The 12,702-nt window shown below is 68.6% G+C and carries 8 protein-coding genes; 1 reads left to right on the top strand and 7 read right to left on the bottom strand.

The window, feature by feature from the left end; genetic code table 11:
* Positions 1 to 54: 54 nt before the first annotated feature.
* The 6 genes from AC07OC_RS18070 to AC07OC_RS18045 all read right to left on the bottom strand — a co-directional run bounded on the left by AC07OC_RS18070 (position 55) and on the right by AC07OC_RS18045 (position 4,801).
* Positions 55 to 792: a lysophospholipid acyltransferase family protein gene (locus AC07OC_RS18070; RefSeq protein WP_218339665.1), complete on the bottom strand. Its 738-nt coding sequence runs from the start codon at positions 790 to 792 to the stop codon at positions 55 to 57.
* Between the two features lie 138 nt (positions 793 to 930).
* Entirely contained in the window at positions 931 to 2,220 is a 1,290-nt protein-coding gene (locus AC07OC_RS18065; protein ID WP_218296019.1) for a dihydroorotase, read from the bottom strand.
* Between the two features lie 79 nt (positions 2,221 to 2,299).
* Positions 2,300 to 3,262, bottom strand: coding sequence for an aspartate carbamoyltransferase catalytic subunit (locus AC07OC_RS18060; protein ID WP_218339666.1), 963 nt, complete (start codon positions 3,260 to 3,262; stop codon positions 2,300 to 2,302).
* Positions 3,263 to 3,264: 2 nt separating this feature from the next.
* Entirely contained in the window at positions 3,265 to 3,789 is a 525-nt protein-coding gene (pyrR, locus tag AC07OC_RS18055) for a bifunctional pyr operon transcriptional regulator/uracil phosphoribosyltransferase PyrR (protein ID WP_218296021.1), read from the bottom strand.
* Entirely contained in the window at positions 3,786 to 4,205 is a 420-nt protein-coding gene (gene ruvX / locus AC07OC_RS18050; RefSeq protein ID WP_010459507.1) for a Holliday junction resolvase RuvX, read from the bottom strand. Before ruvX ends, pyrR begins: the two co-directional genes overlap by 4 nt.
* A complete protein-coding gene (locus AC07OC_RS18045) occupies positions 4,202 to 4,801 on the bottom strand; it encodes a YqgE/AlgH family protein (RefSeq protein WP_218296023.1) in 600 nt (199 codons plus the stop codon). The genes ruvX and AC07OC_RS18045 overlap by 4 nt, the downstream gene beginning before the upstream one ends.
* Before the next feature lie 21 nt (positions 4,802 to 4,822).
* Here AC07OC_RS18045 and AC07OC_RS18040 point away from each other — a divergent pair, with 21 nt between their 5' ends.
* Entirely contained in the window at positions 4,823 to 6,313 is a 1,491-nt protein-coding gene (locus AC07OC_RS18040; RefSeq protein ID WP_218339667.1) for a cryptochrome/photolyase family protein, read from the top strand.
* A gap of 201 nt (positions 6,314 to 6,514) precedes the next feature.
* On the opposite strand, the gene AC07OC_RS18035 is transcribed toward AC07OC_RS18040, so the two are convergent.
* A complete protein-coding gene (locus tag AC07OC_RS18035; RefSeq protein WP_218339668.1) occupies positions 6,515 to 12,679 on the bottom strand; it encodes a hybrid sensor histidine kinase/response regulator in 6,165 nt (2,054 codons plus the stop codon).
* Positions 12,680 to 12,702 lie beyond the last annotated feature (23 nt).

Here is a 12,702-nt window from a genome sequence, read left to right as displayed (position 1 = left end):
CGCCGCGCACGCGGGAGGAGCGGCGCGCCTGGCCCGCCCGCCGCTGCCGCCGCCTCAGGTTTTCCGCAACTGGTCGACGGTGTCGTGCAGGTGCTGCGCCCATGCGCGCCGGTCGCGGCCTTCGGCCGGCTGCGGGTCGCCGTAGTGCACCACGGCGTCGATGGACGGCGCGCACAGCGTGCGCCAGATCGAGCCCACCAGGGTCTCGTCGCCGATGTAGCTGGGCGCGAAACTGGTGGCGCCGGTGGCCCTGTCGGCAAAGCGCAGGCCCACGGGCTGCACCGGCGCGCTGGCGGTGACGGCGGCCTGCAGCAGGTTGGCATGAAACGGCAGCATCTCGCGGCCATCGCCCGTGGTGCCCTCGGGAAACACCGCGAGCACCTCGCCGCGCTCCAGCGCCTCGTGCATGGACCGCACCATGCGCAGCGCATCGCGGCGCGAACTGCGCTCGATGTAGAGGGTGCCGGCGGCGGTGGCCAGCGTGCCGATCAGCGGCCAGCCCTGCACGTCGGACTTGGACACGAAGCGGCAATGCCGGGCCGCGTGCATCACGGGAATGTCAAGCCACGAGATGTGGTTCGCGACCAGCATCACCGGCCCCGCCACTGGCGGCTGCCCCACGATGCGCAGGCTGATGCCGGCATGGGCCAGCAGTTGCAACGACCACACCTGCACCCGCGCGTGCTGCTGATCGGGTGACAGCGCCGGAAAACGCAGCGCCACGATGGCCAGCCCCTTGGCGATGTGGCCCAGCAGGCGCAGCAGGCGCCAGCAGGCGCGCAGATGCCTCATCTCAGCCGTCCGTGGCGATTCGCCATGTCCACGGCCCACGCAACGGGCCTGGCCGATACGGGTGCCACCGTGGAACCGGCCCTGCCGGACCACCGGTGGCGTCCCCCTCGGGGGATGGCGCGAAGCGGCACAGGGGGGTCACCCGTACGCTACCTGCCCGCCCACCAGCGTCATGCGCACCCTGCCTGGCAGCTCGTAGCCGGAAAACGGCGTGTGCTTGCCCTGGCTGCGCAGCGCATCGTCCTGCACGGTCCACGCAGCCTGGGGGTCGAAGATGCACAGATCGCCCACGCCGCCTTCGACGATCTGGCCCACGCTGGCCTGCAGCGTGCCCAGGGCACTGCCCAGCACGCGCGCGGGTTCGGACGTGACCGTGGCCAGCGCGCGCACGAGCGGCACGCCGCTGTCCTGCGACCACTTGAGCGCCAGGCTCAGCAGCAGCTCCAGACCCGTGGCACCGGGTTCGGCCTCGGCGAACGGCAGGGTCTTGGCGTCTTCATCAACAGGGGTGTGGTCGGACACCAGCGCATCGACGGTGCCATCCAGTAGCGCCGCGCTCAGGGCATCGCGGTCGCGCTGCTGGCGCAGCGGGGGCGTCAAGCGCGCACGGCTGTCGAAGAAGCCAATGTCGTTTTCGGTCAGGTGCAGCGTGTTGATGCTGATGTCGCAGGTCACGTTGAGTCCCTCGGCCTTGGCCCGGCGCACCAGCTCGACACCGGCCGCGCTGCTGAGGCGGCACAGGTGCACGCGCGCACCAGTGGTCTTGAGCAGCTCGAAGATGGTGTGCAGCGCAATGGTCTCGGCTGCCACGGGCACGCCCGACAGGCCCAGGCGCGTGGCCAGCGCACCGCTGGCGGCCACGCCTTTGCCGAGGTGCATTTCCTGCGGGCGCAGCCACACGGTGTAGCCAAAGGTGGCGGCGTACTGCAGCGCGCGCTGCAGCACCTGGGTGCTGGCCAGGGGCACTTCGGCCTGGCCGAAGCCCACGCAGCCCGATTCGGTCAACTCGGCCATCTCGGTCAGCACCTCGCCGGCGAGGCCACGCGTGAGCGCACCCAGCGGGAACAGGCGCGACTGGTGCAGCTTCTCGGCACGGAACTTGAGCATCTCCACCAGGCCCGGTTCGTCGAGCACGGGGTCGGTATCGGGCGGGCACACCAGGCTGGTCACGCCTCCGGCCACGGCGGCCGCCATCTCGGATTCGAGCATGCCCTCGTGCTCGTGGCCGGGCTCGCGCAGGCGCGCGGCCAGGTCCACCAGGCCGGGCAGCACGATGCAGCCCGTGGCGTCCACCACGCGCTTGGGCGCAAAGTCGGGCGGCACGCGGTTGACGCCGACGATGCGGCCCGCCGCGATGGCGATGTCACAGGTCTGGTCGAGGCCCGAAGCGGGGTCGATCACACGGCCGTTCTGGATCAGTATCTTCATGATTTGAAGCCAAATTGGCTGCTAGCGCTTATTGGATAAGCGCTAGAAGCTATGAAAACAGGAGCATTCATTCCGGGCATCACGCCTCGTTCCCCGCCACTATGGACATGACGGCCATGCGCACAGCGATGCCGAAAGTCACCTGCGGCAGGATCACGCTCTGCTTGCCATCGACCACGGCGGAGTCAATCTCGACCCCCCGGTTGATGGGGCCGGGGTGCATCACGATGGCATCGGGCTTGGCCAGCTGCAGCTTGTCCTGCGTGAGGCCGAAGCTCTTGAAATACTCCTGGCTCGACGGCAGCAGCGCGCCGCTCATGCGCTCGTTCTGCAGACGCAGCGTGATGATCACGTCCGCGTCCTTGATGCCTTCTTCGAGCGTGTGGCACACACGCACGCCCATCTGCGCCATGTCGGACGGCACCAGGGTGCGCGGCCCCACCACGCGCACTTCGGCGCAGCCCAGCGTGGTCAGGCCGTGGATGTCCGAGCGCGCCACGCGCGAGTGCAGCACGTCGCCCACGATGGCCACGGTGAGGTTGGAAAAATCCTTCTTGTAGTGGCGGATGGTGTACATGTCCAGCAGCCCCTGCGTGGGATGGGCATGCCGGCCGTCGCCCGCGTTGATCACGTGCACATGCGGTGCCACGTGCTGGGCAATGAGGTAGGGCGCGCCCGATTCGCTGTGCCGCACCACGAAGATGTCAGCCGCCATCGCGCTGAGGTTGGCGATGGTGTCGAGCAGGGATTCGCCTTTGCTGGCCGAGCTGCGCGCGATGTCGAGGTTGATCACGTCGGCCGACAGGCGCTTGGCCGCGATCTCGAACGTAGTGCGCGTGCGCGTGCTGTTCTCGAAGAACAGGTTGAACACGCTCTTGCCGCGCAAGAGCGGCACCTTCTTGACCTCGCGGTCGTTGACGGAGACGAAGTTGGCGGCCGTGTCGAGGATGTGCGTGACGATGTCGCGCGGCAGGCCCTCGATGGACAGCAGGTGGATGAGTTCGCCGTTGCCGTTGAGTTGGGGGTTGCGCTTCTTCAGCACGGTCAGGCCTCTTTGACTTGGAAGTGGAAGGTACCGCTGTCGCCACGCGCCAGGGCCAGCGACTGGGCGGCGGGCAGGGCCACGCGGGCCGCGGCGAAGTCGGCCTGCACGGGCAGCTCGCGCCCGCCCCGGTCCACCAGCACGGCCAGGCGCACGCTGGCGGGGCGGCCGTAGTCGAACAGCTCATTGACCACCGCGCGGATGGTGCGGCCCGTGTAGAGCACGTCGTCGAGCACCAGCACGTCGGCGCCGTTCACGTCGAACGGCAGCGAGGTCTGCGCGCTGGCCGAGAGGCCGCGCTGGGCGAAATCGTCGCGGTGCATCACGGAAGACAGCACGCCGGGCGCGCCCTCCAGGCCCAGGTCCTTCTGCAGGCGCTCGGCCAGCCAGGCACCGCCCGAGGCGATGCCCGCCAGGCGCGTCGTGGGGGTCCACAGGCTGCGCACGCCGCGCAAAAGCTCGCGGTACAGGGCCTCGGCATCCAGCACGAGACTGCCGGACGCGCCGGGGGATGGGTTGCTGCTCATGGGAGGTTCCTCAAAAACTGTTCCAGGATGATGCAGGCCGAAGCGGCGTCCGCATCCTTGGCACCGCCGGCGATGGCCTCGGTGGTGCTGTAGCGCTCGTCCACCTCGAACACCTGCAGGCCGAAGCGGCCGCGCAGCTGGCGCCCGAACTTGAGCGCACGTTCGGTGTTCTCGTGGCTCGCGCCGTCGGGGTGGTAGGGCACGCCGATCACCAGCGCGTCGGGCTGCCATTCCTTGATGCGCTGCGCGACCTGAACGAAACGCGCGTCGCCTTCGGCCTTGATCGTGGCTTGCGGCGTGGCGCTGCGCAGCATGCGGTTGCCCGTGGCCACGCCCGTGCGCTTGAGGCCAAAGTCGAAAGCAAGAAAGGTCTGGAAGTGCGCGGGAACGGCGGGCTGAGCGGGCAAGCCGGTCATGCGTGCCCCGCCTCGGGCGACAGCATCCAGGCCTTGAGGCCCAGCAGCGACAAGGCGCGGTCGTAGCGCTCGGGCACCGGGGTGTCGAAGATCACCGACAGGTCGGCCGCCACGGTGAGCCAGGCGTTTTCGGCCAGCTCGGACTCGAGCTGGCCCTCGCCCCACGACGAGTAGCCCAGCGTGATGAGCACCCTGCGGGGCCCCGCGCCCGTGGACAGGGCCTCGAGCACGTCCTTGGAGGTCGTCATCTCCAGCCCGCCCGGAATGGTCATGGTGGAAGCGTAGGCGGATTCGTCCGTTTCGGCCGTGTCCATGAGCATGGGCTCGTGTAGCACGAAGCCGCGCTCGGTCTGCACGGGGCCGCCTTGGAACACGGGTTCCCGGCTCAGGTCCTCGCGCCGCAGGGACAGGTCGACCTTGTCGAAAAGTCCCTTGAGCGTGATGTCGGTCGGCTTGTTGATGATGAGCCCGAGCGCGCCGCGCTCGCTGTGTTCGCACAGGTAGACGACGCTGCGCGCAAAAGACTCATCCTCCAGACCGGGCATCGCGATCAGGAAGTGATGCGTCAGGTTGATGGGCGCAGAATCGGAAGACATCTGCCAATTTTAACGGTGAACATGGCGCACTCTCCAGAGCCTTCCTACCCCAGCGGCCTTGTCTGGTTCCGGCGCGACCTGCGGGCCCATGACCAGGCGGCCCTGCACCACGCGCTGACGCAGTGCCGGCAGGTGCATTGCCTCTTCGTTTTCGACCGCGAGATTCTCGATGCCCTGCCCCGGGCCGACCGGCGCGTGGAGTTCATCCGGGAGGCGCTGGTGGAGCTGGACGAGGCCCTGCGCGCGCTGTCGGGCCACGCGCAGGGAGGGCTCATCGTGGCCCACGCGGCGGCCAGCGAGTCCGTTCCCGCATTCGCGCGCGCGCTGAACGTGCAGGGGGTGTTCGCCAACCACGACGACGAGCCGCAGGCGCTCGCGCGCGACAGCCTCGTGCGCACCCGGCTGGCGGCCATGGGCAAGGCCTTCCACACGTCCAAGGACCACACGATCCTTGAGCGCAGCGAGGTGCTGACACAGAGCGGCACGCCCTACAGCGTGTTCACGCCCTACAAGAACGCCTGGCTCAAGAGGATCGACGCCTTCCAGCTCAAGAGCTACCCCGTGGAGCGCCACGCGCACCGGCTGGCGCCCCGGCCCGCGGAACACTGCAAGCCCATTCCCGGCCTGGCGGCACTGGGCTTCGTGCCCGCCGCAGGCACAACAGCGCAGCCAGGGCTGCCCACCGGCGCCAGCGGGGCCCGGCAGCTGTTCGACGACTTTCTGGGCCGCATCGCGCGGTATGGGGCCACCCGCGATTTCCCGGCGGTCAAGGGCCCGAGCTACCTGAGCGTGCACCTGCGGTTTGGCACCATCTCGCCGCGCCTGCTGGCGCACGCGGCCCACCAGCTCGCGGCCCAGGGCAATCCGGGCGCCGCCACCTGGCTCAACGAGCTGATCTGGCGGGACTTCTACTTCCAGATACTGCACCACCACCCGCACGTGGTGGGGCATGCCTTCAAGCCGGCCTACGACGCCATCGACTGGGAAACCGGCCCCCACGCGGACGCCCTGTTCGCGGCCTGGTGCGCGGGCCGCACCGGCTACCCGCTGGTCGACGCCGCCATGGCGCAGATCAACCAGACGGGCTACATGCACAACCGCCTGCGCATGGTGGTGGCCAGTTTTCTGGTGAAGGACCTGGGGATCGACTGGCGCCGGGGCGAGGCCTATTTTGCAACCCACCTCAACGACTTCGACCTGGCCGCCAACAATGGGGGATGGCAATGGGCCAGCTCCAGCGGCTGCGATGCGCAGCCGTACTTCCGGATCTTCAACCCTGTCAGCCAGAGCGAAAAGTTCGACCCGCAGGGCAAGTTCATCCGCCGCTACCTGCCGCAGCTCGCCGGATTGCCCGACAAGGCCCTGCATGCGCCCTGGACGGCGCGGCCCCTGGAGCTGCAGGAGGCGGCCGTGCAACTTGGCCAGAATTACCCCCTGCCGATCGTGGACCACGCGGCGGCACGCCAAAGAACGCTGGAGCGCTACGCAATGGTCACCTCGGCGGCGGCCTGAGAGGCCGCCCCGCGCCAGCGCGGCCCAGCCCCCGCGCGGCGTGGCGTGGCATAGCGCACACGGTCGGCTCTGCCATGTTCAGGGGGTGCAGCGCTCTGCCGGGCGCCGCGGCTGCCCCGGAAGAGGCAGGAAGTGCGCCACGGGCCCGCCCCGGGAAGGGCAGGCCTGCCCGCGGCCACAGGCCGCGAGACGCGCGATGGGTCAGGCCTCCACCGCGGCTGCGATGCGTGCGTAGTGCTGAATGAGGCTCAGCAACTCTTCGTCGGAGTACGGCTTGCCCAGGTAATGGTTGACGCCCAGCTCCATGGCATGTTCGCGGTGCTTCTCGGCGATGCGCGACGTGATCATGATGATGGGGAGGTCGCGCAACGCACCGTCCGCGCGGATGTTGCGCGCCAGGTCGAAGCCGTCCATGCGGGGCATTTCGATGTCCGACAGCACCACCGTGGGACGCTCTTCCTGCAGCCGCTCGAGCGCCTGCAGGCCGTCGGCGGCCAGCGCCACACGGTAGCCTTCGCGCTGCAGCAGGCGCTGCGTGACGCGGCGCACCGTGATCGAATCGTCCACCACCAGCACCAGGGGCACCTGGCTGGGGCCCGCCAGCTGGAGCGACACCACGGATTTGCCGCCAGCGCCCGAACCATCGGCCTCCAGCACGGGAGGCAGATCCACATGGGCTGCCCGCACCTGATCGCCGTACACCGTGGCCAGCGCCACGGGGTTGTAGATCAGCACCACGGCACCCGAGGCGAGCACCGACATGCCCGCCAGGCCCGGCAGGCGGGACAACTGGGGCCCGAGGTTCTTCACCACGACTTCCTGGTTGCCCAGCACTTCGTCCACGTGCATGGCGATGCGCTGCGATGCGCTGCGGAAAATCACCACAGGTCGCGTCTTGCCAGCCGGCTCGTTGCTGCGCGCAGAAGCCTGCAGCAGCGCCCCGGCCCAGAAGAACGGCAGCTGCTCCGTGCCATCGTCGAAATGGCCGGTACGGTATGCAACTTCAAGGTCTGCCGCCGAGGTGCGCCGCACGATCTCGACCACGTTGGCGGGCACGCCGATCGCCAGATCGCCGGCACGCAGCATCACCACCTGCGTCACCGCCGTGGTCAGTGGCAGCACCATGCGGAAGGCAGCGCCCTTGCCGGCCTCGGTCGAGGTCTCGATGCGCCCGCCCAGTGCATTGATCTCCGAGCGCACCACGTCCATGCCGATGCCCCGGCCCGCCAGGCCGGTCACTTCGCTGGCGGTACTGAAACCGGGCGTGAAGATCAGGTTGGCCGCTTCGGCATCGCTCAGCTGCGCATCAGGTTCGATCAAGCCCTGGGACAGTGCCTTTTCCCGGATGCGCGGCAGGTTCAGGCCAGCGCCATCGTCACGGAACTCCACCGACACGTCGTTGCCTTCGTGGTGCAGATCCACCGTGATGGTGCCGGACGCCGGTTTGCCCGCGGCGACCCGGTCCTCGGGGTTCTCGATCCCGTGGGCCACGCAGTTGCGCAGCAGATGTTCGAACGCCGGGGTCATGCGGTCCAGCACGCCACGGTCCATCTCGATGGAGCCGCCGGTGATATCGAGCTTGATCTGCTTGCCGGTTTCCTTGGAGGCCTGGCGCACCACGGCGTACAGGCGCTCGGCAATGCCTTCGAACTCCACCATGCGGGTGCGCAGCAGGTCGCGCTGCAGTTCGCGCGCCTGGCGGCCCTGGGCGATCAGGTCGTCTTCGGCGCCTTCCATGGTGCGCTGCAGGTTGCGCTGCACGGTGGCCACGTCGTTCACCGACTCGGCCATCATGCGCGTGAGTTCCTGTACGCGGGTGAAGCGGTCGAACTCCAGCGGATCGAAACCAGCGGCCGAATCCTTGGACAGGGCCAGGCGCGACTGCATCTGCGATTCGGCCTGCACCTCGATGTCCCGCAGCTGCTGGCGCAGGCGGTCCAGATTGCCCGACAGGTCGGCCAGCGAACTGCGGAACTGGCCCAGCCGCACGTCCAGGCGCGATCGGCTGATCATCACTTCGCCCGCCTGGTTCACCAGGCGGTCCAGCAGCTGCGCACGCACACGCACCGACTGGTTGGACGCCACGCGCAGCGGCGCAAGCTGGGAGGGTGCCGGCAGGCGCACGGCAGGCGCCGATGGCGGCGTTGCCAGCGCCTGTGCCGGCGCATCCACCGGCACTGCCGACAGGTCCACCGGGGAACTGGCGCGCACGGCCTCGACCGGCAGCGACACCACCGTGTCGGCGGGGCTCTGCCCAATGGTCCGCAGGGCTTCGAAGTTGGCCTGCAGGCCGTCAAAGCTGGCCTGCAGGGGCTCGATCTGGTCGGAGGTGACGGTCTCGGCGTCCAGTTGCTCGATGGCGGATTCGAGGCGGTGGGCCATTTCGCCCAAACGCATGGCACCCGCCAGGCGCGAGCTGCCCTTGAGGGTGTGCAATGCCCGCAGCACCTCGCTGCGTGCACCCAGGTTGTCCGGGCGCGAAGCCCACTGGCGCAGGGCTCCACCGAGCTGCGGCAGCAGTTCCGCGGCCTCTTCCTCGAAGATCGGGAACAGGTCCGGATCGATGACGTCGATCGCATCGATGTCGTCATCCACGTCCGAACCCAGCGCCACGGCATGGGCAATCGCGTCGTCGACCATCTGGTCGTGGTCGTGCACCACGGCGGACAACGCGGGCGCCACATGCCCCTTGGGAACCGGCACGGGCGTCAGCTCGGCGGGGACATCGGGTACGGGTTCGGCTGGGGGCAGCGGCTGCGCGGCTTCCGCGCCGATCGGTGCCACCGGCTCCACCGCCAGCCCGTCTGCGGCTTCCGCATCTTCTTCGGGCGGCGACAGGGTGTTGTCCACCTCGGTCTGCAGGATCTGGCGCAGTTGCTCCAGCACTTCCTGGCTGGGCTCCTTGAGGAAACCGGCCGCGAACTGGTGCAGCAACCGGCGGATATCTTCCGCCGCCGCCATGAAGGCCTGGGCCTGTTCCTGGGTGCCGCCAGACTGCAACGTCACGTGCTGGAGCGCATGCTCCAGTACGCGCGCCATTTCGGACAGGGCATTGAAGCCCACGGTGGCGGAGCTGCCCGCGAGCGAGTGCGACAACGCCACCGCGATGTCCGGCAGGGGCTCGTGCAGTTCCAGCGACCATTCCTGCAGGCAGGTCACCAGGCGGCGGGACCATTCATCGGCTTCGTTCAGATAGACGTTGTAGAGCGGAATGCCAATGCGCAGCGTGTCAATCACCTTGACCGCTTCGTCGCTGCTGCTGTCTTCCAGCGGCAGGGCCTCGGCCAGTTCCGGCGTTGCAGCAACGGGCTCGGGGTCCACGGTTTCCACCGCTTCGGCAGGCACGAGGGCTTCGGGCTCGGGCGCACCGGCCTCCGGCAATGGCTCCAGCGCCTCCAGTTCCACCGGCTCCGGTGCTTCCAGCGGCTCGGCGGCATCCAGGGATTGCGCCGACAGCAGCCCGGCCACTTCGTCCTCAGTCAGTTCGTCGGACAACGCGGTCGCTGGCGCCGGAAGTTCGGCTTCAGGCGCCGCCACGGCGGGTTCCAGGTCGGGCAGTTCGAGATCCAGCACGAAGTCGGCACTGGAAGGATCGATCACCGCGGCGTCTGCGGGCGCTTCGTCCAGCGCGGCTGCAAACACGGAGAAATCGATCTCCTCGGCCACCTCGGGGGAGGCCACGGCCTGATCCGCCGGCACTTCGGGTGCGTGGTCGAAGATTTCGGTGGCTTCGAAGTCGGGGATGGCCAGCGCCTCTTCCACCGCCTGTGGTGCGTCTGCAGCTTCTGGCTCCAGCGATTCGATGGGCACGCCGTCCAGGGCCGCAGCTTCCTGCATCTGCTCCTGCACGGGCGCAGCCTGCGGGGGGCTGTCCTCGCTGGCGAACGGGGTGGCCAGCGGCAGCAAGGTGCCGTCGAGCCGCATGGCATCCGCGGACTTGCGGAATGCGTCTGGCTGCCAGCCCGAAGCCTGGCCCGCGGCGATATCGTCCGCCCAGCGGCTGAATGCCCGCAGCGCGTCCGAGGACAGCTGCAGCAGGCTGGGCTGCATCGGCTTTTGCTCTGCCAACCAGGCGTTGAGGACCTGTTCCATGGACCAGGCCGCTTCACCGAAATCGTTCAGCCCGACCATCCGCGAACTGCCCTTGAGCGTGTGGAAGGCACGGCGCAGCGTGGTCTGTTCGCTGAGGTTGCCCGGCTCATCCTGAAGCACGTCGATGGCGGCCAGGCCATTGACCACCACTTCGCGGGCCTCCTCCAGGAAGACCTCCAGCAGTTCATCCTCGATCTCCGGTGCCTGCGCCGCTGCGGGCGCGGGCGCTGCCGCCTGGGGCACCGGCGCGCCGCCGCCCTCTGTGGCGACGGGCAGATCAAAGGAAATGTCGGGTGCGAGCGACCCCGGATCCACCGGCGCCAGCTGCGCAGGGGCCACCTCGGACGGCATGTCCGGCAGGGAAGGCAGGGATCCGAAATCCGTGGGCTCGCCGAAGGGTTCCGGCACGGGAAAACGTGGCACCACGTCGGGCAATGGGATGGCGGCCCGCTCTTCCAGCTTGGCCGGCGCCTCTTCCACGGCATCCGACGCACGCGGACGGGTCTTGCCCATGAGGATGCGCAGTTCACCGAGCTCTTCGTCGTACACGAACAGCTTGCGGGCCATGGTGCGCTGGTAGCTGAGCATGTCGATCAGGAACCCCAGCGCGCCGAGGCTGTTGCCCAGCTTCTCGAAGACACCCTGGCGATCGGCCTCGGGCACCTCGTTGATGAGCAGGCGCTCCACCATGTCGCGCATGCGAACCACCGCGAGCGACGCCTGGTCCAGGCCCAGCACGGACAGCACACCGCGCATCTGCGCGAGATGGCCGGGGACGGTCGCCAGGACCGCCGTGTCCTGCGGATTGCGGAAAAACTGATCCAGCGCCTTCTCGGCTTCGCCGAGCGTGGAGCGCAGTTCGTCGACAACGCTGCCCATGGTCTGGTTGTCGCTGACCCGGCGGTACAGCTCCTCCATCCACTGTTCCAGGGGCTCGGGCTCCGCGCCCGCGCCGACGGCATCCAGGCGCTGCGCGAGCCTGCCCGCGCGGATTTCCATCTGGTCGTCGCCCGCATCCAGCTCTTCAAAGGCCGCCTGCAGGTACAGGACCGAGGTTGCCACTTCCATGGCCAAGGCGGCCGAGGGCGGTTCGCCGGAACGGGTGGTGGATTCCAGTGCGCGCGTCAGGGCCTGCGCAAGGCTTTCGCTTCCGGGATGCAGCTTGCGCAGCGAGTCGCACACCAGGCTGAATTGATCTGCTGCGGGCTTGAGCTTGTTGCGGTCCCCGCCGGCCAGCGCGGACCAGGTCTCGGTGGCCGCGGCGATCCGCTTGCGTGCCTGCGCCAGCATGGCGGGGTCAAAACGGCCGAACCGCGCAGCTTCATAGTCGACCGGCTTGAACCGGTCCAGCGCGAAGGCCTGCCGCACGGCCTGCAGCGAGGGCACGTCGCTGGCGGCCGCATCGGCCGGCCTGGCCTGGGAACAGAAGAACAGCAGGTCCTGCACCAGGCGGTCTGCAATGGTCGTGTCGCCCTTGGCCAGGGTGGCGTACTGCATCAGCACACGGGACGCCACGCGCTTGACGTAGACATCCGCGGGCAGCAGGCCGGAGCCAAAGGCCTCGAAGAAGCCCGCGCAGATCTTCCAGAAAGCGCGGGACTGGCGGTCCGGCTGGGCCGCCACGAAGCCCAGGCAGGTGTCCCTCAGGCTCAACGAGGCCCGCAGATCACCGGATTTGACGATTCGCAGCACCGCGGCGTCCAGGCGCGCGCGCGCTTCAGGACCGTACGGCAGCGGCGTGACCGACACTGCACCCTCGGGCTCGCGAAACCTGCGCTCCACAGGCCACAGGTCGGCAGGATGGACGCGGTCCGCGCCGGCCAGCGCCTGCGCGTCGCGGTACTGGGGGAACAGCGCAACAGGCGAAGCCGCCTTGCCAGCCAGAACGGTTTCCAGGTATTCGATCAGCGCAAAGCTCGCACGCTCGATGACGGCCGCGGCGTCGTCGCTGCAGGTCTCGGGCCGCTGCACGAACTTCTGGACGGCAGACTCCATGGCCCGCAGGACCAGCGCCGGCGGGCCCATGCCCACCATTTCCAGGGCGCCGCACGCCTGGTGCAGCTGCTGCCGGGCAATGCGCAGCGGGCCGGCATCGAGCGCCGCGAGATCCGACTCGCGGGCGGCTTCCGCATCGCGCACAAAGCGGCGCATGGCCTTGACAGCACCGTCAAGGGATTTGCGCAGTTCGTCAAGCACCCACGCCAAAGGACCCAGGTCCTGATCTCCCTGGGTCCCATCCGCGGCCGGTGCATTGTTGACATCAATAGATGACATGGATTCGTCCCCGGCTGCTATGA

Source organism: Acidovorax sp. GW821-FHT10E04 (assembly GCF_059415185.1).
Note: the sequence above shows the minus strand (reverse complement) of the source record. Positions and strands in the feature narration are given on the sequence as shown.

Bases quoted from the DNA above. Each gene is read 5' to 3' on its own strand.
- AC07OC_RS18070 (WP_218339665.1), bottom strand. From the start codon at position 792: ATGAGGCATCTGCGCGCCTGCTGGCGCCTGCTGCGCCTGCTGGGCCAC.
- AC07OC_RS18065 (WP_218296019.1), bottom strand. From the start codon at position 2,220: ATGAAGATACTGATCCAGAACGGCCGTGTGATCGACCCCGCTTCGGGC.
- pyrR (WP_218296021.1), bottom strand. From the start codon at position 3,789: ATGAGCAGCAACCCATCCCCCGGCGCGTCCGGCAGTCTCGTGCTGGAT.
- ruvX (WP_010459507.1), bottom strand. From the start codon at position 4,205: ATGACCGGCTTGCCCGCTCAGCCCGCCGTTCCCGCGCACTTCCAGACC.
- AC07OC_RS18045 (WP_218296023.1), bottom strand. From the start codon at position 4,801: ATGTCTTCCGATTCTGCGCCCATCAACCTGACGCATCACTTCCTGATC.
- AC07OC_RS18040 (WP_218339667.1), top strand. From the start codon at position 4,823: ATGGCGCACTCTCCAGAGCCTTCCTACCCCAGCGGCCTTGTCTGGTTC.
- AC07OC_RS18035 (WP_218339668.1), bottom strand. From the start codon at position 12,679: ATGTCATCTATTGATGTCAACAATGCACCGGCCGCGGATGGGACCCAG.